This window comes from Bradyrhizobium sp. AUGA SZCCT0177, assembly GCF_018130125.1.
GTDB lineage: Bacteria > Pseudomonadota > Alphaproteobacteria > Rhizobiales > Xanthobacteraceae > Bradyrhizobium.
The window spans coordinates 73,156-93,005 of sequence record NZ_JAFCMA010000008.1 but is presented as its reverse complement, the minus strand read 5'-3'; the positions used below and the strand labels follow the sequence as shown (position 1 = coordinate 93,005).

Annotated in this window: 20 protein-coding genes; 3 read left to right on the top strand and 17 right to left on the bottom strand. The window is 64.2% G+C overall.

Going from position 1 to position 19,850, the window contains the following annotated elements:
• Positions 1 to 127 precede the first annotated feature (127 nt).
• From JQ597_RS11605 to flgB, 10 genes are all read right to left on the bottom strand, one after another.
• A complete protein-coding gene (locus JQ597_RS11605; protein ID WP_212264433.1) occupies positions 128 to 787 on the bottom strand; it encodes a lectin in 660 nt (219 codons plus the stop codon).
• 255 nt (positions 788 to 1,042) lie between these two features.
• Positions 1,043 to 2,026 (bottom strand): Tim44 domain-containing protein, encoded by a 984-nt coding sequence (locus JQ597_RS11600; protein WP_212264301.1) that lies wholly within the window; start codon positions 2,024 to 2,026, stop codon positions 1,043 to 1,045.
• Between the two features lie 151 nt (positions 2,027 to 2,177).
• Positions 2,178 to 3,317 carry a coiled-coil domain-containing protein gene (locus JQ597_RS11595; RefSeq protein ID WP_212264300.1) on the bottom strand — a complete coding sequence of 380 codons (1,140 nt, stop codon included), beginning with the start codon at positions 3,315 to 3,317 and terminating at the stop codon, positions 2,178 to 2,180.
• 164 nt (positions 3,318 to 3,481) lie between these two features.
• Positions 3,482 to 6,046, bottom strand: coding sequence for a cell cycle histidine kinase CckA (gene cckA, locus JQ597_RS11590; protein ID WP_212264299.1), 2,565 nt, complete (start codon positions 6,044 to 6,046; stop codon positions 3,482 to 3,484).
• 219 nt (positions 6,047 to 6,265) lie between these two features.
• Positions 6,266 to 7,339, bottom strand: coding sequence for a flagellar biosynthesis protein FlhB (flhB, locus tag JQ597_RS11585; RefSeq protein WP_212264298.1), 1,074 nt, complete (start codon positions 7,337 to 7,339; stop codon positions 6,266 to 6,268).
• 97 nt (positions 7,340 to 7,436) lie between these two features.
• Positions 7,437 to 8,207: a flagellar biosynthetic protein FliR gene (gene fliR, locus JQ597_RS11580; RefSeq protein WP_212264297.1), complete on the bottom strand. Its 771-nt coding sequence runs from the start codon at positions 8,205 to 8,207 to the stop codon at positions 7,437 to 7,439.
• Between the two features lie 17 nt (positions 8,208 to 8,224).
• The gene (gene fliQ, locus JQ597_RS11575) at positions 8,225 to 8,488 is read right to left on the bottom strand and encodes a flagellar biosynthesis protein FliQ (protein WP_192740264.1); all 264 of its coding nucleotides are present in this window, start codon (positions 8,486 to 8,488) and stop codon (positions 8,225 to 8,227) included.
• A gap of 129 nt (positions 8,489 to 8,617) precedes the next feature.
• Entirely contained in the window at positions 8,618 to 8,929 is a 312-nt protein-coding gene (gene fliE, locus JQ597_RS11570; RefSeq protein WP_212264296.1) for a flagellar hook-basal body complex protein FliE, read from the bottom strand.
• 17 nt (positions 8,930 to 8,946) lie between these two features.
• Entirely contained in the window at positions 8,947 to 9,375 is a 429-nt protein-coding gene (gene flgC, locus JQ597_RS11565; protein WP_212264295.1) for a flagellar basal body rod protein FlgC, read from the bottom strand.
• A 26-nt stretch (positions 9,376 to 9,401) separates the two neighbouring features.
• Positions 9,402 to 9,818, bottom strand: a complete 417-nt coding sequence (gene flgB / locus JQ597_RS11560; protein WP_212264294.1) for a flagellar basal body rod protein FlgB — start codon at positions 9,816 to 9,818, stop codon at positions 9,402 to 9,404.
• A 435-nt stretch (positions 9,819 to 10,253) separates the two neighbouring features.
• Between flgB and JQ597_RS11555 the strand changes: the two genes are divergently transcribed.
• Positions 10,254 to 11,174 (top strand): flagellar biosynthetic protein FliO, encoded by a 921-nt coding sequence (locus JQ597_RS11555; RefSeq protein WP_212264293.1) that lies wholly within the window; start codon positions 10,254 to 10,256, stop codon positions 11,172 to 11,174.
• Positions 11,171 to 11,923, top strand: coding sequence for a flagellar type III secretion system pore protein FliP (fliP, locus tag JQ597_RS11550; RefSeq protein WP_212035006.1), 753 nt, complete (start codon positions 11,171 to 11,173; stop codon positions 11,921 to 11,923). The genes JQ597_RS11555 and fliP overlap by 4 nt, the downstream gene beginning before the upstream one ends.
• Here the strand turns inward: fliP and JQ597_RS11545 are convergent.
• Entirely contained in the window at positions 11,911 to 12,081 is a 171-nt protein-coding gene (locus tag JQ597_RS11545; RefSeq protein ID WP_212264292.1) for a hypothetical protein, read from the bottom strand. The two genes, fliP and JQ597_RS11545, sit on opposite strands and share 13 nt — an antisense overlap.
• A 136-nt stretch (positions 12,082 to 12,217) precedes the next feature.
• Here JQ597_RS11545 and JQ597_RS11540 point away from each other — a divergent pair, with 136 nt between their 5' ends.
• Positions 12,218 to 12,664 (top strand): GNAT family N-acetyltransferase, encoded by a 447-nt coding sequence (locus tag JQ597_RS11540; RefSeq protein ID WP_212264291.1) that lies wholly within the window; start codon positions 12,218 to 12,220, stop codon positions 12,662 to 12,664.
• A gap of 28 nt (positions 12,665 to 12,692) precedes the next feature.
• Here JQ597_RS11540 and JQ597_RS11535 read toward each other — a convergent pair whose 3' ends face one another.
• From JQ597_RS11535 to fliM, 6 genes are all read right to left on the bottom strand, one after another.
• Complete coding sequence (locus tag JQ597_RS11535; protein WP_212264290.1) at positions 12,693 to 12,929, bottom strand: hypothetical protein; 237 nt, start codon at positions 12,927 to 12,929, stop codon at positions 12,693 to 12,695.
• Positions 12,930 to 13,039: 110 nt separating this feature from the next.
• Positions 13,040 to 13,315 carry a DUF1488 family protein gene (locus tag JQ597_RS11530; protein WP_192740255.1) on the bottom strand — a complete coding sequence of 92 codons (276 nt, stop codon included), beginning with the start codon at positions 13,313 to 13,315 and terminating at the stop codon, positions 13,040 to 13,042.
• 92 nt (positions 13,316 to 13,407) lie between these two features.
• The gene (locus JQ597_RS11525) at positions 13,408 to 17,304 is read right to left on the bottom strand and encodes a tetratricopeptide repeat protein (RefSeq protein ID WP_212264289.1); all 3,897 of its coding nucleotides are present in this window, start codon (positions 17,302 to 17,304) and stop codon (positions 13,408 to 13,410) included.
• Between the two features lie 101 nt (positions 17,305 to 17,405).
• Positions 17,406 to 18,212, bottom strand: coding sequence for a MotE family protein (locus tag JQ597_RS11520; RefSeq protein WP_212264288.1), 807 nt, complete (start codon positions 18,210 to 18,212; stop codon positions 17,406 to 17,408).
• Positions 18,209 to 18,652 carry a DUF6468 domain-containing protein gene (locus JQ597_RS11515; protein WP_212264287.1) on the bottom strand — a complete coding sequence of 148 codons (444 nt, stop codon included), beginning with the start codon at positions 18,650 to 18,652 and terminating at the stop codon, positions 18,209 to 18,211. Before JQ597_RS11515 ends, JQ597_RS11520 begins: the two co-directional genes overlap by 4 nt.
• On the bottom strand, positions 18,649 to 19,848 hold the full coding sequence (fliM, locus tag JQ597_RS11510; RefSeq protein WP_212264286.1) for a flagellar motor switch protein FliM: 1,200 nt from the start codon (positions 19,846 to 19,848) through the stop codon (positions 18,649 to 18,651). Before fliM ends, JQ597_RS11515 begins: the two co-directional genes overlap by 4 nt.
• Positions 19,849 to 19,850: the final 2 nt, after the last annotated feature.

The following is a 19,850-nucleotide window of genomic DNA, read 5'->3' as shown; positions in this document are numbered from 1 at the left end:
CATTCCGGGGCGATGCGAAGCATCGAACCTCAGATGTGCAATTGCACATCGGGGAATCTCGAGATTCCCCGATGCGCAATTGCGCATCTGCGATATGGTGCTAACGCACCATTCCGGAATGACGTCGTCAGTTCACCGCGAAGCAATACATCAGGCCGTCGCCGCCGGTGCTCTTCAGATCGTTCTGCGAACAGCCGCCATCCGGTCCGCGCGACGGATGCGACGAATTCCAGGACTTCGAGGCGTCGTCGTCTCGCAGGCCGACACGGTCGATGTGCCCGACCATCGCGGCCCCCTGCGTGCTGCTCGTCCAGTTCTTGCAGGTGCGGTCCTCGCCGGCTGCAAAGGCCGTTCCGTCCGGCTGCGAGCCCGTCAGCACGTCATGGCGGTTCGGCGTATCGCCGCGGCCGTTGATGACATCGCCCTTCTCGCTGAGCGCGGTCTGTTTGGAGAGACCGTTGCTGCCGTGCAGTTCGGCGACATCCTTGGCGACCACCGTGCCCTTGGAATTCTTCCACGGTCCGTTGCCGATGCGGTCGCGCGCATTGACGGCGGGCTTGCCATCGGCGGCCTGCGTCGAGAGATAGGCGCGCCAGGTTTTTGCGCCAGCGCCGGCCGCCTGCGCCAGGGTCTGGCATTGATTATCGGCCCCGGCGAGGCCGCCGAGATTTCCGCCATTGCCGATGCCGTTGCTGGTCACGAAGAAGCTGGTGTCGGCCGATTGCGCCTGCGCCGGCGCGGCGAGAAGCGAGATCGCCGCGAGGACGAAAGCGGCCGGTGAGATCATCCTGGAAACGAGGTTCATCGAAGCCTCCCTTTTTTCTTGTTGGTACGTCGTCAAAAACACGCCGCGGCGATCATTATTCCGGAGGCATAGCGTTTTCGAGCGAAGTGGATACCGGTTCGCATAGCAATCAAGTTTGCGCAGATTGCGTAAACTTATCTGCGGTAGAAAACGCGTCAAAATAAGAATCGGCGGCAAAGCAAAAGGCGCCGCGGAATTAACCGCGGCGCCTTGTATGTTTTAGCGTTCAGCAGAAGATCAGTTGGTCTGCTGGATCGCCGAGAGTTCCCATTGTCCGCCGGATTGCCGGGCAAAGGTCCAGACTTCCGTCGCCTCGATCGGGGTCTCGCTGCCCGAGACCAGACGGTTGGTGCCGCGCTCCAAGGTCTTGTCGACCAGCGAGAAGCGCATCGCGACGCTCGCATAATCGGTTTGGCCTTCGCGCCAGGCTTCTGCGAGGTCGCCCTGCAGCAGCTTGACGTCGGAGGTCTTGTTGACGTCGTTGTTGGCCTTGTTCTGCTCGAGGTCCTTGGTGAAGTACGACACCATCTCGGGCGTTGCGAGCGTATGCAGTTTCGCGACGTCCTCGTTCGACCATGCGGCCTGGACTTCGCCAAGCAGCCGTTCGAACGCCTCGTAGTCGGTAGGCCCGATCTCGAGCGGTGCGGGGGCGCTCGATCCCAGACCAAAGCCCATTCCGGAGCCGAAGCCGGTCTGCGGCGGGGCTGAACCCGCGGCAGGTCCGGCACCGGAATTGGCATAAGCGTTCGCCGGCGTGTGGCGGCGCTGCCACCACGACATCGCCAGCTTGACCACGATCAGGATCAAGCCGATCTGCAGCACCAGGCCGATGATCGACATTATTCCGCCGAGGCCGCCGGCCAACCCGCCACCGGACAGCATGCCGAACAAGCCGGCGCCGAGGAAGCCTGCGGCGAGACCGCCCATCATCATGCCCATACCGGGCCGGCTGAAGAAGCCACCCTTGGCTGCCCCTGCGGCGGCTCCAGCGGCCGCCGGTGCGCCCGGCTGGCTGAAGGTACGGTTCATGGGCTGCGCCGCGTTGGGCGCCGTGGTGGTGCTGGGCGGAGCCGAATAGGTCTTCGATCCCCGCGAACCGGAACTGCTGCCGCCGCCCACCCGGGCGTCAGCCGCCGTGATGGCCATCGCGGCGGGAACCGCCAGCGACAGGACGATGGCGAAGGCCCGGACAATTCCGCGCGTGCGTTGCGAGAAATTCATATCTGTTTCCTCAATTCCCCGGCATGGGGAAGCAGCCCCTAAGATGGTCAGAGCTGCTTAAAAGTGAAGCCGTAAACGGGAACAAGCGCTGCGGCCCTCAGTCGCGGGGATGTGACGATTAGGCCGGTTGTACGATTGAACCCGTTGGAACTCAGAAGCTTTCCGCGCTGACCTGGCGAGTCGGATGGGGATCGGCCGCGACGGGTCGAAGGACGGGTGCAAGGACCGGCCCGAGGATGCTTAACGCCACCTCACCGACCGGCGATGGATGCGATGTTTCCTCGGCCACGAGGGCCTGATCCATGGTGTGGGCCCCGAGCTCGCACATGGCCTGGGTCGCGACATCGCCGCGGCGAACACATTCCTTGGCCAGAAATTCGAATTGCGCCCGCGCCTGGCGCAGGGTCTCTTTCGGCACGACCGCGCTGTTTTCTCCGGGCGCTGAATCCCGGTCCGGCGGTTGAGCCGGAGGCAAGCCGCCTTGGGCTTCCGCGCGCGGGTCGGCGGCTGCAACGCCGAGCTGACTGATCCGGTCAAAGGCCAATCGAAGCTCCTCCCGCTTGGCCTCGAGCACCTCGATCCTCTGCTGCAGCTCCTCGTGTTCGTTCGCGGTCGCGACGCGGATCGTCGCAAGCTCGTCCTCGCGTGCTCGCAGCCTGGATTGCCAATCGTCACGTTCACGATCAAAGGCAAGCCTGAACTCGGCCATGACGGCCTCGCTCTGCGACAGCTTTGCCGAGAGCTCGTCGCGCTCGCGCAGATGCTCGCTGCGCTGCTGCTCGATTTGCTTGATGCTCGCATCCAGGCTTGCCTTCAGCGCGACACGCTCCTGATCGAAGCTCGTACCAAGCTCGGCCAGGGCGGATTCATGCGCCTGCGATTTCGTCGCGGCCTCCTCCTGTGCACCCTCCAAGGTTTCCTGCGCTCGCTTCAACGTGTCGCCGAGCTCGAGCAGCTCCGCCTCCCGCCCCTGCAGCGTCGTCTTGAGCGTATCGCGCTCGGTGATGATGAAACTGGAAAGCTTTACGTGGCGCTCGACGTCATGCCGAAGGCTTTCGCATTCGGTTTCCAGCTCGTCATTCTGGTGGCTCACGGTTTCGTACTTGTATCGCCACAGCTGTTCCTCATCGAAGGAGCCGGAAACGCGCGCCATCAGGCCGTCGATCAGATCGGCCGCCCGCAGCAGATTTTCGGCGTTTTGCCCGTTGGACATCATGTCGGCGAAACGGCGCAGAAAATACGCTGTTTCCGCGGCGTCAGCCGCCTCGGGAACCGTGGCAGGATCGGTCATGCAACATGCCTTCGTGAGCAGCGTCGGTGCCGTATGCGGACACCTTAACCCCATTCAGAACGGCAAATGTATGGTCGCGCGGGTTTTCCGGCCCAAGCGTCGGGAACAAGGGCCGTTCCCGCCTCGCAACAAATCCTGAAATCCGGACCGAAGACCGAAAGGCCTTACGACGCCGTCATCGTTTCCTTCACCTTCGCGACCAGCGCGCTCAGCGCGAAGGGCTTGGCGAGGAAGGCGAACTGCTCGTTTTCCGGCAGGCTCTTGTCGAAGGCCTCTTCGGCATAGCCGGAGACGAAGATAATCTTGAGGTTGGGATTGCGCTGCCGCATTTCCTTGAGCAGCGTCGGGCCGTCCATTTCCGGCATCACCACGTCGGAGACGACGAGATCGACCGCGCCGTTCTTCTCCTCCAGCGCTTCCATCGCCTCAATGCCGTTGGCGGCCTCGATCACGCTGTAGCCGCGCGAACGAAGACCGCGCGCGTTGAGCGAGCGCAGGCCGTCCTCGTCTTCCACCAGCAGGATGGTGCCCTGCCCGGTCAGATCGGCCTGCGGCTTCGGCGGCTCCGCCACGGCTTCCTTGGCGGCGCCATTGGTAACCTGCGGTTCGGGCGCGGCTTCCAGTTCCGGACGGTGCCGCGGCAGGAAGATGCGGAACGTGGTGCCCTCCCCCGCTTTCGAATCCACGTAAACAAAGCCGCCGGTCTGCTTGACGATGCCGTAGACGGTCGAGAGCCCGAGGCCGGTGCCCTTGCCGACCTCTTTGGTGGAGAAGAACGGCTCGAAAATCTTGTCGACGATCTCGGCGGGGATGCCGGTGCCGGTATCGGCAACGTCGATCCGCACGTAGTCCGCCGCCGGCATGCCCTTGTAGGACAACAGCGCGGCTTCATCCGTCGTGACGTTGCTGGTCTTGACCGTCAGCTTGCCGCCATCGGCCATCGCGTCGCGGGCGTTGACGGCGAGATTGACGATCACCTGTTCGAATTGCGAGACGTCGACCTTCACCGGCCAGAGATCGCGGCCGTGCACCAGGTCGAGCTTGACCTTCTCGCCGATCAGGCGGCGCAGCAGCATGGTGAGATCGGAGAGCGCGTCGCCGAGGTCGAGCACCTGCGGCCGCAGGGTCTGGCGGCGCGAGAACGCGAGCAGTTGCCGCACCAGCGTCGCCGCCCGGGTCGCGTTCTGCTTGATCTGCATGATGTCCTGGAACGACGGGTCGGTCGGCTTGTGCGCGTTCAGCAGGAAGTCGTTGGCCATCATGATGGCCGAGAGCACGTTGTTGAAATCGTGTGCGATGCCGCCGGCGAGTTGGCCGACCATGTCCATCTTCTGCGACTGGTTGATCTGGTTCTCGAGCGTGCGCCGCTCGGTGGTTTCCAGCATGTAGACGATGGCAGCTTCGGTTTCGCGCTCGTCCTCCTCGACCGCGGTGACGAAATATTGCGCCCAGCGCTCCTTGGCGCCGTCGAGCATGGCTTCGACCGGCGCGATGTCGCCCTGCCCTTCGGCGGCCTGGTTGATCGCCGCTATCAGCAGGCTGCGGTCGCGGGCGTTCACGCTGCGGAAGATCGACTTGTTGGCGGCACCATCCGCACTCAGGCTTTGCGCCAGCTTGGCGAAGCGGGCATTGGCGCGCACCACCGCGCCGGCGCGGTCCACGGTCGCGATCGCCATCGGGGTATGGTCGAAGAACCGCATGAAGCGCACTTCAGCGGCGCGCTCGGGGTCGGAATGCTCGTCGCGCGCGCGGCTGATCACCAGCGTCCGCGACGCGCCGGGCACGCCGTCGGCGCCGAACGCCAGCTTGTGAAAGAGCCGCACCGGCATGGTCTTGCCGCTGCGCATGCGCAGATCGATGTCGAGCACTTCGGTTTTGACTTCGCCCGGCACCGCCACAATCGAGGTCAGCAGCGACGCGCCGTCGCCCGATACGATATCGGTCAGCTTCAAGCCGCCCGATCCGATCTCGGCAAGGTCGTGATCGAGCCAGCCCGCCAGCGTCGCGTTGACATAAACGACCTCGCCTGAAGGACTGACCGAGAAGAAGCCGCAAGGCGCGTGATCGAGATATTCGATCGCGTGCTGCAATTCCTTGAAGACGTCCTCCTGGCGCTCGCGATCCCGTGTGATGTCGGCGATCGACCACACCGAATATTTCGCCTCGCGCTTGCTGGCGCCGAGCGGACGGACCCGCATCCGCAGCCAGCGGCCATGGGCGCCGTCGGTCCCTGCGATCCGGACTTCCTCCTGCTGCCGCTTGCCCTCGCGCGCCGCCTTGAGCAGGCGGAACACAGCCTCCGACACATCGGGATTGCCGATGAAGACGCGCTCGATCGGGCGCACCTCCTGGGCGGTCGCGGCCCCCGTCAGCGCCAGATAGGCGGCGTTGGAATAGACCACATGGCCGCGCGAATCGGTGACCGCGAGCCCGTCATAGGCATGGTCCGCGATCCGCCCCATCACCGGATCGTCGGTGCTGCGGTCGGTGAACCGGATGATGCCCGCGGCGAAGGCGAACAGATTGAACAGGCCGACCATGGCCAGCAGCGCCAGCACGCCGAGGATATAGGGCTGGGCCTGGGCGCGGCCGATGGTCATCAGCACGACCGCGATCGCGACGATGCCGGCGGCCACCAGCAGCACCAGCACGATGCTGCCGCCACGCCGCGCCGGCTCATGGGCCGCGAAGGGCTCGGGGGACGGATGGCTGTCGGTTTCGGCGGTCATATCAGGGGACGCAAGCCCGTCGGCATCGGATGGCGCGCTGATCTGCGCGCCTCCCTTGAGTGCCTGAATCGGACCGGCAAGCGCAAGTCCATCAGGCGGCTAATTGGCATCAATAGCGGTTTCAAGCGAAATGAGCACCGGTTCGAGTGAAGAAAACACGTAAAAAATATCGTCCAGGGCTTTATCCAACGCATTTCAAGGCAATTTCCGACCCATCCGTCAGTTGCGCCGGCCGGCAGCGTCGCGCTTCAACCCCATGACGAAGCCGATGATTTCGGCAACCGCATGATAGTGCTCGACCGGGATTTCCTCGTCGACATCGACGGTGGCATAGAGCGCGCGCGCCAGCGGCACGTTCTCGACGATCGGAATGTCGTGTTTCTTGGCGATCTCCCTGATCTTGAACGCGATATTGTCGACGCCCTTGGCGACGCAGACCGGCGCCGACATGCCGCGGTCGTAGGACAGCGCCACCGAATAGTGGGTCGGGTTGGTGATGATCACGCTGGCCTTGGGCACATCCGCCATCATGCGCTTCTTCATGTTGGCCTGGCGCAACTGCCGGATCTTGGCCTTGATGTGGGGGTCGCCTTCGGACTGTTTGAACTCGTCCTTGATCTCCTGCAGCGACATCTTCTGCCGCTCGAACCACTGCCGGTACTGGAAGAAGTAGTCCGCGATCGCCACGGCGGCCAGCATCGCCACCACCGCGCCCATCAGATGCAGCGTCAGACTGGTGGTGACGCCCATGATCGCCGTCGGGTCGAAGGCCAGGAACGATTCCAGCCGGTGGCGCTCCGGCCACAGCACCGCCATCATGACGGCGCCGAGCGCGACCAGCTTGAACACGCCCTTGAGGAAATTCGCCAGCGCCTGCTTGCCGAAGATGCGCTTGAAGCCGGCGCCGGGCGACACCTTGCTGAATTTGGGCGTGAGCGATTCCGACGACCACACCAGCCGGTGCTGGATCATGTTGCCGGCGATGGCCGATAGCATCAGCATCAACAGCGGCACACCGATCGCCGCCAGCACGGCAATGCCGAGCGTATTGCCGAGCTGCAGCAGCGCCGAGCCGTCGGCGCGCAGCGTGCCGGCATTGGCGATCAAATTGCGCAGCGGCATCAGGATGCCGCCGCCGATCGAGCCCGAGAAGGTCGACAAAACAAGCGTCGCGCCCGCGATCACGAACCAGGTGTTGACCTCCTGGCTCTTGGCAACGTCGCCCTTCGCATGCGCGTCGTCGAGGCGCTTTTGCGTAGGGTCTTCTGTTTTATCGTCGCTATCGTCGGCCATCGCGGTGCCTTGGCTTTTTTATTTGAGCATGATCTCCGCGCAAACGCTTCGCGTTTGTCGCGAGGGAAAACCGGTGCCCACTTTTCCGGATCATGCTCTATCTAAGAGGTGTGAGCTCGTGCATGACGCCGGTGAAGTAGTTCAGATAGGTGCCCATCATCGCCGTGAGGACGCCGGCGAAGATCAAGAAGCCGATCAGGATCGATAGCGGCACGCCGACGAAATAGACCTGCATCGCCGGCATCAGCCGCGCCAGAATGCCGAGCCCCATGTTGAAGACGATGCCGAACACCAAAAACGGCGCCGACAATTGCAGGCCGATCTTGAAGGCGGCGGTGAAAGCGCGGGTCGCAAGCGCCGCGACATCGCCGGTCGGCATCGTCTCGCCCGGCGAGAAAATCCGGTAGCTCTCGTTGAGCGCCGCGATCACCAGGTGATGGGTGTCGGTGGCGAACAACAGCGTTATGCCGAGGATGGAGAGGAAGTTGCCGATCAGAAGGCCCTGCTGGCCCTGGGTCGGATCGACAGCCGTGACGAAGCCGAGGCCGAGCTGCTGGGCGATCACCGATCCTGCGACCGCCAGCGCCGACAGCGTCACCCGCGCGGTGGCGCCGAGCACCACGCCGATGACGATCTCGTGCACCATCAGGACGCCCATCGCACTCATCGAGGTCAAATCGACCTGATAGGCGGCGCGGTGCAGCGGCAGGATGATCAGCGTCAACAACAGCGCGATCGCGAGCTTGATCCGGACCGGGATGTTGCTCTCGCCAAATCCCGGCAACAGCATCACCATCGCCCCCACGCGGGCGAACACCAGCATGAAGGTGGCGGCAAGGGCCGGCAGGAACGAGACATCGATGCGCATGGCTCAACCACAGTGCATCATCCGCCTATGATTCGCGACGATATCCGCATCATGTAGCCCTGCAGCGAATCCGCCATGAACGGCAACGCCAGCAATAGTGTCACGAAGATCGCCAGGATCTTCGGCACGAAGATCAGCGTCTGCTCCTGGATCTGCGTCAGCGCCTGGAACAGCGACACCACGACGCCGACCACGAGACCGACCACCATCAGGGGCGACGACACCACCACGATGGTCCAGATCGCATCGCGCGCCACGTCGAGGGTTTCAGCACCGGTCATTTTTTGTCTCGTTTCTATCCCGCCTGCACAATTGCCTTCGTCATTCCGCGATGGTCCGAAGGACCAGACCCGGAATCTCGAGATCCCAGGTTCGCGCTTACGCGCGCCCCGGGATGACCGCTTTCGCGGTCAAATCGGCATCTTCATGATGTCTTCGTAGGACTGGATCACCCGGTCGCGTACCGACACCAGCGTCGAGACCGCGACGTCGGTCTCGGCCACCGCCGTCACCACGTCCATGACGTTGGCCTTGCCCGAGGTCATCGCGATGGTCTGGGCGTCCGACTTCTTGCCGGCTTCCATCACGCTGCCGACGGCATCCTTGAGCAGCGCACCGAAGGACGGGCCGCCCGAAGTCTGGCCGCCCTTCTCGGCGCCGCCGGTCTCCATGATGCGCGAGAGCGCGGCGTAGGCGTTTGCAGCAACGGTCGGTGAAGCCATGGTCTATGATTCCTGTTTCAGGCCTTGAGGATGTCGAGCGTGCGTTGAATCATCCGGCGCGTGGCGCTGATGATGTTGAGGTTGGCCTCATAGGACCGCTGGGCTTCGCGCATGTCGGTCATTTCGACCAGCGGGTTGACGTTGGGGTATTTGACGTTGCCGGCGGCGTCCGCCGCCGGGTTGCTCGGCTCGTGCTTGATGCGGAACGCCGACTGGTCGGTGCGCACCTTGCCGAGCGTCACCACTTTGGCATCGATCGTGCGGTCGAGCGCCGAGGAGAAGGTCGGCACCTTGCGGCGATAGGGATCGCCGGCGGAAGTCGGCGCGGTGGAATCCACGTTCGCGATGTTTTCCGAGATCACCCGCATCCGCCCGGCCTGCGCGCGCAGGCCCGAGGTTGCAATGCTCATCGAGCGGGCGAAGTCGCTTCCACCATCATCTGCCATGATCCGGTTCCCCTAAATGCGGCGCGTCAGCGCTTTCCGATCGCGGTTTTGAGAAGTCCGAGGCTGCGGGTGTAGAGCGAGGTGGCCGCCGCATAGTCCATCTGGTTGGCGGAGACCCGCATCATCTGATCTTCCAGATTGACGGCGTTGCCGGCCGGCCGGGTCAGGAAACCGCTCTTGCCGCCATCGCCGTCGAAGGTCTGGGCCCCGCCGGACACGCCGATATGGCTCGCGCTGGTGCGCATCATCGCCATCGAACCGAAGGTTCCGCCGACGGTGGCGGCGGAACCCTTTTTGTCGAATTTCGGTTCCACCAGATCGCGCGGCTTGAAGTTCGGGGTGTTGGCGTTGGAAATGTTTTCGGCGAGTACCCGCTGGCGCTCCTGATGCCACTGCATCTTGGTGCGCAGCGCCGACAGGATCGGAAGATCGTTGATGGCCATCGCGAGCGGGTCCTCGTTAACCTCTGGCAGGCGCCGCGAGGTAGGCAGAATTTGCCCGGTGTATGGTTAACGGCTGGTTAAAATCCGCAGAATCAGGCCGTGGACAACGCGCTTGCACAGGGGCCGGCGCCCAAAAGAGCGCATTTTCGCCACGAAACCTGCGTTAACCAGCAACGGCCAACGCGGCCGGGGGCGCTCAGAAGTCGTTTTGGATCAAGCGATTCTTGGTCTATTAATTAATGGGCGGCAGCGTTTGCCGTGGGGAACTAAGGAATAGAGCTCATCTCGGGCGTGATTCGCCGGTCGACGGATCGCTTCGGAACATGAATATCGTTTCGGAACATGAATCCGGAAGAATCATGTTCAACTTGGAAGATCAGGTCCGCGCACCTCGAAGCAAGCATGTGAGAACGGCCTGAGGCCGGGGACTAGAGAATGCAGACAGCATATTTCATCTTCGCATTCATCGCCGTGCTGGCGCTGATCGGCGTTGCCGCATGGCTGGTGCGGCGCTTCGCCACCAACCGCCTTGGTGCCAACCCGAATCGCGGGCGGATGCCGCGGCTGGCCGTGATCGACGCCGCCGCGGTGGACGGCCGCCGGCGCCTGGTGCTGGTCCGGCGCGACAATGTCGAGCATCTCCTGATGATCGGCGGCCCCAGCGACATCGTGGTGGAACCCAATATCGTCCGTGCCATGCCGGGCCGTGAGCAAATGGCGCCGCGGCCTGCGGTCACTGGCGAGCAGCCGCCGCGTATCGCCCCGCTGCCGGATGCCGGCTGGAACGACGAGAGCGCGCGCGACCCGTTCGATCACGCCGAGCCGCAAATGCCCGAGCCGCCGCCGCGCCCGGCACGACCCGCTTTCGCCGACGAACTCCGCCGCCCGGCGCCGCCGCCGATGGCCGAGCGCCGCACCGATCCACTGGCAAGCTTCGCGCCGGAGCCGATGGGCGGCCGGCCGGAACCGCGTCCCGATCCGGTCCCGCCGCGCATGGCGCGCAATGAACCCTTGATGCCGCGGCAGCAGCGCCAGATGGAGCCGCCGAAGGCGCCGCCGCCGGTCCGTGCGCCCGAGCGTGCCGCAGCACCGCCGCCGCCACCCCCGCCGCCTGCGCCTCCGCCGCAGTCCGCCGACCAGAATCTCGCCGAGATGGCGCAGCGGCTCGAAGCTGCCTTGCGCCGGCCGGCCGATGCCCCGATCGCGCCGCCGGTCGCGCCGGAGCCGCCGCCTGCCCGCCCCTCGCGCAGCGAGACGCCCGCCCCGCCCCCCGCGCCCGCGCCGCAGAAAAGCGGGTTTGAGAATCTCGAAGACGAGATGGCCTCATTGCTGGGCCGCCCGAAGTCTCCTTCGTGAGATCGGCGAAAGCCCCGCGTAGAGTTTTATTTTTTGTCACACTGATAGCCGCCGGATCGCTCGCCGATCCGGTGCTGGCGCAGGACATCAGCATCAATCTCGGCCAGGGCGGTGGCGGCGTCACCGAACGCGCGATCCAGCTGATCGCGCTGCTGACGATCCTCTCGATCGCGCCGTCGATCCTGATCATGATGACGTCATTCACCCGGATCGTGGTGGTGCTGTCGCTGCTGCGCACCGCGCTCGGCACCGCGACCGCACCGCCGAACTCCGTGATCATTGCGCTCGCAATGTTCCTGACCGCGTTCGTGATGGGGCCGGTGCTGCAAAAATCCTATGACGACGGCATCAAGCCTTTGGTCGCCAACCAGATCGGCGTCGAGGACGCGCTGCAAAGGGCGTCCGTGCCGCTGCGCGGCTTCATGCTGAAGAACGTCCGCGAGAAGGACCTCAAGCTGTTCCTGGACATGTCGCGCGAGCCGCCGCCGGCGACGCCGGAAGAGATGTCGCTGCGGATTCTGGTGCCGGCCTTCATGATCTCCGAGCTGAAGCGCGCCTTCGAGATCGGCTTCCTGTTGTTCCTGCCCTTCCTGATCATCGACCTCGTGGTGGCGTCGGTTCTGATGTCGATGGGCATGATGATGCTGCCGCCGGTCGTGGTGTCACTCCCGTTCAAACTGATCTTCTTCGTGCTGGTCGACGGTTGGTCGCTGGTGGCGGGAAGCCTGGTGCAGAGTTACGGGACGTAGCTGATTTGATCCGCGCCGGTGTCACGGACGGTCGGATACGCGGTCGCGCCGGCCTTCTCGACGACAGCCGTCGTGATCATACTGATACCGTTGTCCGCGACCACGTCTTTGGTCCGCAATTCCACCGCGAAAAACGCGGTGCCGATGATCGCGACCACGACAGCTATCGCGACCGGAACCAGCGTTCGGTGTGTATTCCTGGGATGCATAAAATCTAGTCCGTCTCTCACGCTATTTGGCCGCTTGGGAAGCTACGATTTGGGATGGAAACGGTTTCAATCAAGGAGCTCACGGATGACAAGTGCGCGACTGGTAAATGCCGGCGATCTCGACGCGTTGCTGGCGCTGTTTGCCGAGTCCGACGTCAGCCGGAGTGCGGAGCCGGAACGAGCTAGAATAATTTGGGCGCAGATCCTCGCCCGCGAAGGAGTAATGATCTTTGTATCGGACGAAAGCAGTAGAATCGTTTCAACCTGCACGCTCATCACCACGCCCAATCTTCTGCGCGGCGGTCGTCAGTTCGGCATTCTCGAGAACGTCGCCACCCATCCCGACTTCCAGGGACGCGGCCACGGCCGCGCGGTGATCGCGGCAGCCCTTGCCGAGGCGTGGAAACAGGATTGCTATCAGGTACTGATGCAGAGCGGCCGGGCCGATCCGCGCGTGCATCGGTTTTACGAGGCTTGCGGCTTCGTGCCGGGACTTCGTACCGCCTACGCTGTGCGCAATCCTGCGAAATAGGAAAGGCGCGCAACTCCTCGCGGTCTACTCACTCCTTGAAATCATACTGCTTGCAGAGGTGGTCGCCGATCTGCACCACCATCGCGACGCATTCGGGATAGCCCGGCTTGTCGATCGTCGCCTGTTCGGCACTTACGCGAAACTCCCAGGAGTCGCCGTCGCGGAGCACCGAGATCACCATTCCATCGGGACAATCGGCATGGACCTTCAACTCGGCTACTGCCATCGCAATGAGTTCGGCTTCGGTCTTGGCTGGCTTGCTCATGGCGATAGTTCCCCCGGTGGCGTCTTTGATTTTGTGCGCGCAGGTTGCCGGTTCGGAAGCGCTCTGTCGAGGGGACGGGCGCGAGCCGCGATACCTTGCCGCGCCGGCCGCTATTTCGGGATGTGCTTTGTGAATATTCTGACGACATAGCCCTTCACGGCCGGCGCCGCGTCGAACATGTCGGAGGCGATGCGCTCGACGGCATCTCGCAGCGCCAAAAACTGCGCCTGTCTTGCCAGGCTCTCGGTTCCCTTGACGCCAGCAAGCTCGTCCATGGCGGCGTCACTGATCTGGCATTCGATCGGCTCGTCCCCATTTTGCATGGTGAACTTGAACGCCAATCGTTCGTTGTCGTGTCCTACAATTCGGCCCCGGGTCAGCGGCATCGAACGACAAACTTCCATACGGCTTGATGTGTGGATTTCGCTTAACCGACGAAACGCTGGCGCGCAAACCCCGCCGGGGGTTGCCTGAACTACTATTTTGCCGCTCCGGCGGTTTTGTGTCCTGATATCGCGGGCAGCGAACCGGTGTGGACCGGCTCGCCCCTGGCCATTTCGGGCGAAATCGGCGCGCGCGCGGTGGCGTCGGGGAAGCGGACCTTCATTTCCCGGATAAAGCCGTCGAGCGTGTCGACGCCCGCCGCCATCTTGGCGATCGAGACAAATTCGGCACTTGAGGCAGCGGCCGGCTTGCTTGCGATATCGAACGCCATCCGGTCGGTATCGCCCAGCATCAGCGGCGCATATTTCTCGCGGAAGCGCGACAGTCCAATGGCGTCCTCGGCGAGCGCATAGCCGACGACGGCGCGGATCACATCGCCCTTCTCCACCGCGTTCAGCGGTTTGAAGTCGCGCCAGCGATCGGCATAGTACAGTTCGATCTGTTCGGAGGCCTCGCGCCACTGCCGTGACGCCCAGTAGATGTCGGAACGCAGGCGGATCGCCTCGCGTCCGGTGATGTTGGAGATGATGTCGAGCGCGAGATCATGGCGTCCGACGTCGCTTTGCGCGCGCGCCTCCAGCAACAGGCGCTGCTGGCGCAACTCACCGGAGAGATCGGCGATGCGCGTGGTGCGCAGCGCCGCGACAGCGCGATCCGGCTTGCGGTTGGTCAGATAGACCATGGCAAGGCGCGCCGCCACCTGCGCGCGCGCGGCGCCCTCCAGCCGTTTGTCGATCTGATACTGCAGCAGCTCGGCGGCCTGATCGAGCAGGTCGACCGCCACCAGGCGGTCCGCCAGACGGCGGATCATCTCGTCGCCGCGGCGGCCGATCGGCGTCAGTTCGCGATATTCGTAGAACATGCCGAGCGCATCGATCGGCTTCATGTCCTCGCCCTTGGGGCTGAGAAAGAGCTGCGCAAACAGCGCGGACGCGGCGTCCTGGCCCTGCCGCGCCAGTTCGGAATTCGGCTGCAGCCGGGTCGCGGTCTTGGCCGCCGCGAGCGATTCCTCGTAGCGGCCCGCGTCGGCATATAGCTGCGACAATACAGCAAGGGTCTTCAACTCGATCGCGTCGCCACGCCAGATCGCCGACAGCGTTTCCAGTTCGCGCAGCACCTCGGCTTGCCCGAGCTGGCCGCGCCGCTGGCGGAGCAAGACCTCCAGCAGCTTGGCTTCGGCCGCAGCGGGCCGATCGGACGAATTGGCGGCGAACCGGTAGGCGTCGAGTGCGTCCTTGTCGTGGCCGAGCGCCTCGGCCAGCCGTCCGCGCAACACCGCGATCTCCGGCTTCATTTCCTTCGGCACGCCGACGACCTCGAGTTCGCTGCGGCGGCGCGAGGCTCCGGCATAGTCCTTCACCTCGAGCGACGCCCGCATCGCATCCGCGGTCACGATGCGCTGCATTTCCAGCGGCAAGGCCGCGATCGAGAATTCGGCGTTCTTGAACTTCTCGCGGGCGTCAGCCCATTTGCCCTGGCGGGCAAAGGCGAGCGCCTTCCACAATTGGGAGTCATAGCCGTTGCCGATCACCGGACTGGCCAGGCCCTTCAGTCCCCGCTCGGGATGGCCGATCAGGATGCTGGCGACCGCATTGACCATGACGACGCCAGCGTCTTCACTTCCAGCCTTGGATTCAGAGAGGATGAGATTGGTCACTCCCCTCGCTTCCTGAAACATCCCCCGCGCCATATAGAAATTGGCAAGGTCGAGCCGGGCTTGCGCCAGCCCGTCATCGCCGGCCGCGGCCGCCGCCTTGATCAGCGCATCCAGCCGGCCCAGAAAATTCTCCTCGCGGTTCTTGCGCCATTCCTTGGCGTCAAACAACGACCGCACCGCCGCGGTGGCGCGTTCGGCAGAGACGTCGGCCGACGACAGCGTCAGCCCGCCCGGCCGGCCGAGCATGACCTTGTCGGATCCGACCTCGGCGGTGATATCGTCGGAATTGGGATGAACGACGACGCCGTGGACGGATTCCAGCAGCGACAGCTCGACGAAGTCCTGCCGCTTGATAAAGCCGCGGGTCGGCGGCGGCGCGGTGACCACCAGCAGCGTGTCGCCGGCGTCGGGGTCGACCAGCCGATGCATGAGGCCGGGGTTCGCCAGCGGCACGGTGACGTTGGCCAGCGCCGGATCGGTGATGTTGCGCAACACCTGCAGCGGCAATGGTGGCGCTTGCACACGATCGGCAAATGTCAGCGTCCAGATCATGCCGTTGGCGCGGCCATCGCTTTCAAGCGACGGCATCTGCGGCCGGTTGAGACGAATGCGGATGGCCTGGCCTTTTTCCAGCGGCAGCCGGCTGACGTCGCCGATGATTGCGCCGCCCTTGGCGCGGATCTGCTCGACATCGATCGGCCCGGTCTGGTCGAACACCAGCCACACCGTGTCGGCGCGGCGGAACATGGCCGCAGGCGTCGGCGCGGCAAAGGAGAACATCACGCGCAGGCCGTCGCTGTCCCGCCTCGCCTCGACGGCAGCCGCCGGTGGTTCGGCTTTCTTCGGCGCCTCAACGGCAGCAGAAGCGGCCTTCTTCGGTGCTGCGGGTTTTGGCGTCTCGATCGCGGCGGCCGGCTTTGCTTCCGGAGGCTGTGCGGCTTTCGGCGTCTCCGCTGGCGCCGTCTTCTCGGCCGCAAGCGCCGGCTTCTGAGGTACAGCCGGCAACTTTTCCACGGCGGGTGTGGGCGCTGCAGCCTGCGGCGCCGGCTTCTCCGCTGCAGGAGCAGCCTGCTCGACGACCGGCATCGCGCCCGGCGTTGTTGCGGGGGCTGGCGGCGCTGTTTCCATTGCGGGCGGCGCCTGCTGCGGTTCGCCGGGCTTGATCTCGATTTTGGCCTGCTCGGCGATTGCCTCCGACGTAACCGGCGGCAGTTGCGGGAGATGCTGCGGCGGTATCGAGTCGTTCAGCGGCTTGCTGTGGGCGATCGCCTGGGCAGCGGCGATCTGCGCTGCGACCCCCGACCTAGCCGTCGGGGCATGCGCTACAGCCGGGGCATTCGCGGCAGCCGGGGCTTGCGCCTGTTCCGCCGCCGGCTTGTCGACCTGCTGGAAGGCGACGTCGATGACGTAGTTCTTCTCTTCGCGGAAGGAATGCACGTCGACTTCGCCGATCAACACGATATCGACCGCGGAGGCATCGCCATCGGTCCGCTGCGTGATCGAGGCGATATTCGGCGGCGCCGCCACCTTTGCATCGGCCAGATCGAACGCCAGCACGCCGTTGAACTGCAGCGTCAGCTTCTGCTCGTTCAGCACCGAAGAAACGTTGACCCCGTTGGGCATTTCAAAGACGAAGCGGACAAAGGTCGGCTGCACCGAGGCGCGGACGCGCACCGGCGGCTTCTTCTTGGCCGCGGCAACCGCAAGCTGGGCGCGCAGCGCGCGTTCGGCGGCGCGGGCCCGCGCGGCCAGTTCGCGAATGACGTCGGCCGGCAGCGTGGGCGGCGGGCCGGTCCAGCTGTCGGGCAGGAAGTCGACGAAGATCCGCTCGCCGGCCGTCATGGTGTTGATCGTCGCCCGCCGCGCCAGCGACAGCCGGATCGCCGAGCCATCGGGATCGCGCCGGGCTGAGCCGACATAATCGGGCACGGCGTCGCTCAGTTTGTCGACGGGAATGTCCACCGGACGCTTGAAGCGGATCACGATGATCGAGCCGGCCGTGATGACGTCGGACTCGACGTCCTCGGCAAGCTTCAGCACCAGCCGCGCATAGCCGCCGGACGCCGTGAACGTTGCTTCGCCCTTGACGAGGTCCTGCGCCCGGCACGGCCAGGCCGCCGTCAAGCCGGCGAGTACCAGCAGGATGGCAAGTGGCGAACGGAGCCCAAGAGATCGGTTAAGAGATCGGTTAAGGGTTACATTAAGGCAGCGCCCGGCCATCCGCGCCAATGCGCGGCCTTGCGACCCAATTCCAGCGGCAGCCCTTTGCCCCATCCAGGATGTCTCTTGGCCTCAAAGATTGCAGCAGCGAGGCGCCGTCGCCTTCGCGGTTGAATCTTGAATTGGCCGGCTTAAGGTATTGTTAAATATCCGCGTCAATTGGGCTTTTGCGGCAGCATCTTGCCTTCAATTTTCGGCAATTCGGCCGTCGAGGCGGATTTGTCGGGTCCGGCGCGACGCGCCAGTTCCACGGTCAGCCGCTCGGCCGCCTCCGGCTGCATCAGGCCGAGAATGTCGGACATCTTGCGCGGCGCGATCTGGGAAGCGATTTCGTACAGAACGGACATTTCGAGCCGGTCGAACACCTTGGCGGCGTCCTTTGGCTTCATGCCCTCATACATCGTGATGATGCCCTTGAAGCGCGCGGCTTCGGTTTCGGCCTTCTGCCCGGTCGCGGTCGTGATCCGCGCCTCGGTGGCCTTCATCTCCTCGACCCGCCCCTCGATGCGCTTCTCGGCCGATTTCAACAGGCTCTCGCGGATCTCGATCTCTCGCGCGCGCTGCTCCAGTTCCTGCCGCCGCGCCTGCAGCCGCTCGAGAATGGCGCGCTCCGACGGCGATACCGACTGCTGGTTGGGTTCAGGAAAGATCACCGTGCCGCTTTGTTGCGGCGGCGGATCGGCGGCAGCGGGGGCCGCCGGCTTCGGCGCCTCCTCCTTGGGCTTGGGCACCGAGCCTGTGATGTCGTCGGGTTCAGGCTTGGAGGCGATCTTGGACGCCGCCTTGGAGCCGCCGCCCGGGAAATTGAAAGTATCCTGCGCCCACGACTTCTTGGCCGGCTGCGGCTGATAGTCGAATACGTATCCTCCGTCGATGACGAGGCCGGCCACCTTCAGCACCGCAAGGCCGAAGACGGCGACCAGCACCACCGGAATGACACGTATGTCGCGAAACGATTTCATGCAGCGAGGCCACTAGCCCTTCGGCGTTCCGAGAAAGCTTCCGCGGCAGCCGCGACTGCTCTTGCGCTCGATACCTTGGGAGCGGCGGCTTGTTCCGGCTCCGACGTCAGCGGCCGCGCTGCAACGGCGATCTTCGAGAGGCGGCGGATGATGCCGTCGCCCTCGGCCAGCATGCCCTTCAGCTGCGTCGACATCTGGGAGGCCGCGGTCAGCTGGCTGCCGAGGTGCTCATTGACGTCGCGAACGGTATGCTTGAGGCCGCCGATCGCACGCTCGGCGATTTCGGTGGCGGTGATCAGTTCGCCGATCGTTGCCTTGAGCGAATGCTCGTCCGCCTTCAGCCGCTTGAGGCGCGCGTTGAGCAGGATGCAATAACCGATCGTCAGCAGCAGCAGCACCGCCACCAGACTCTCGATGATAATTCCGAGGGAATGACTCATTGTGCCTCCATCAACTTGGTTTGCTCGTCGGCCTTCTCGAACATCGCGAAGGTGGTATTCGGTTTGCGCAGCTGCTTGGTGACGCGGATGGCGACGCGGTCGCCGACCCGGCCCATGCGGCCTTCGGTCAGTACGACGTTGCCGCAGCGGACCGACACCAGCGCGTCCTTTTTCATTTCCAGCGGCAGCGTGTCGCCGACCTTCAGCTTCATCAGCTGCTTGAGCGGAACGTTGGCCTCATACAGCACGGCGTCGACGGAGATCTCGGCTTGCGCCACCTCCGTGGCAAAGTGGCCTTCCCAGATCGGGTCGCGGCCGAACTTTTCGCCCATGAACATCTGCAACAGCACCGGCCGGATCGGCTCGATGGTCGCATAGGGCAGCAGCAGTTCGATATTGCCGCCGCGGTCTTCCATGTCGATGCGCAGCCGCACCAGGATCGCGGCGTTGGCAGGCCGCGAGATCGCGGCGAAGCGCGGATTGGTTTCCAGCCGATCGATCGAGAAGGTCACCGGCGACAGCGGCCGGAACGCCTGCTCGGCATCGGCCAGCACGACCTCGACCAGCCGCTTGACCAAATTGGTTTCGATCGTGGTGTAGGGGCGGCCTTCGATGCGCAGCGAAGTCTGGCCGCGGCGGCCGCCGAGCAGCACGTCGATGATCGAATAGATCAGGCTTGAATCGACGGTCGCGAGGCCGAAGTTTTCCCACTCCTCGGCCTTGAACACGCTGAGCACTGCGGGGAGCGGAATCGAGTTCATGTAGTCGCCGAACCGCACCGAGGTGATGCGATCGAGCGAGACTTCTACGTTGTCGGAGGTGAAGTTGCGCAAGCTCGTGGTCATCAGCCGCACCAGGCGGTCGAACACGATTTCGAGCATCGGCAGACGCTCGTAGGACACCATCGCCGAATCGATGATGGCGCGGATGCCGGAATTGTCGTCGAGATTGACGTCGCCGACGGTGAAGCCGAGCAGATTGTCGATTTCTTCCTGCGACAGGACCCGCTCGCCGCCGGCCTTGTTGCCGAAATCCCGGCTGCCGTCCTCGACCATCGCGGCCCATTGCAGGGCCATGCTCTCCGAGAGTTCATTGGCCGCAGCTTCTTCCGCCGCCGCCGCAGGATCCTCGGAATCGAGCGAGGCCTCCCATTGGGCGGCAATTGCGTCCTGGTCGAGGTCTTTACCGTTGGCCATGA

Coding starts and splice junctions, on each gene's coding strand:
- JQ597_RS11605 (WP_212264433.1), bottom strand. CDS start 787: ATGATCTCACCGGCCGCTTTCGTCCTCGCGGCGATCTCGCTTCTCGCC.
- JQ597_RS11600 (WP_212264301.1), bottom strand. CDS start 2,026: ATGAATTTCTCGCAACGCACGCGCGGAATTGTCCGGGCCTTCGCCATC.
- JQ597_RS11595 (WP_212264300.1), bottom strand. CDS start 3,317: ATGACCGATCCTGCCACGGTTCCCGAGGCGGCTGACGCCGCGGAAACA.
- cckA (WP_212264299.1), bottom strand. CDS start 6,046: ATGACCGCCGAAACCGACAGCCATCCGTCCCCCGAGCCCTTCGCGGCC.
- flhB (WP_212264298.1), bottom strand. CDS start 7,339: ATGGCCGACGATAGCGACGATAAAACAGAAGACCCTACGCAAAAGCGC.
- fliR (WP_212264297.1), bottom strand. CDS start 8,207: ATGCGCATCGATGTCTCGTTCCTGCCGGCCCTTGCCGCCACCTTCATG.
- fliQ (WP_192740264.1), bottom strand. CDS start 8,488: ATGACCGGTGCTGAAACCCTCGACGTGGCGCGCGATGCGATCTGGACC.
- fliE (WP_212264296.1), bottom strand. CDS start 8,929: ATGGCTTCACCGACCGTTGCTGCAAACGCCTACGCCGCGCTCTCGCGC.
- flgC (WP_212264295.1), bottom strand. CDS start 9,375: ATGGCAGATGATGGTGGAAGCGACTTCGCCCGCTCGATGAGCATTGCA.
- flgB (WP_212264294.1), bottom strand. CDS start 9,818: ATGGCCATCAACGATCTTCCGATCCTGTCGGCGCTGCGCACCAAGATG.
- JQ597_RS11555 (WP_212264293.1), top strand. CDS start 10,254: ATGCAGACAGCATATTTCATCTTCGCATTCATCGCCGTGCTGGCGCTG.
- JQ597_RS11540 (WP_212264291.1), top strand. CDS start 12,218: ATGACAAGTGCGCGACTGGTAAATGCCGGCGATCTCGACGCGTTGCTG.
- JQ597_RS11535 (WP_212264290.1), bottom strand. CDS start 12,929: ATGAGCAAGCCAGCCAAGACCGAAGCCGAACTCATTGCGATGGCAGTA.
- JQ597_RS11530 (WP_192740255.1), bottom strand. CDS start 13,315: ATGCCGCTGACCCGGGGCCGAATTGTAGGACACGACAACGAACGATTG.
- JQ597_RS11525 (WP_212264289.1), bottom strand. CDS start 17,304: ATGGGGCAAAGGGCTGCCGCTGGAATTGGGTCGCAAGGCCGCGCATTG.
- JQ597_RS11520 (WP_212264288.1), bottom strand. CDS start 18,212: ATGAAATCGTTTCGCGACATACGTGTCATTCCGGTGGTGCTGGTCGCC.
- JQ597_RS11515 (WP_212264287.1), bottom strand. CDS start 18,652: ATGAGTCATTCCCTCGGAATTATCATCGAGAGTCTGGTGGCGGTGCTG.
- fliM (WP_212264286.1), bottom strand. CDS start 19,848: ATGGCCAACGGTAAAGACCTCGACCAGGACGCAATTGCCGCCCAATGG.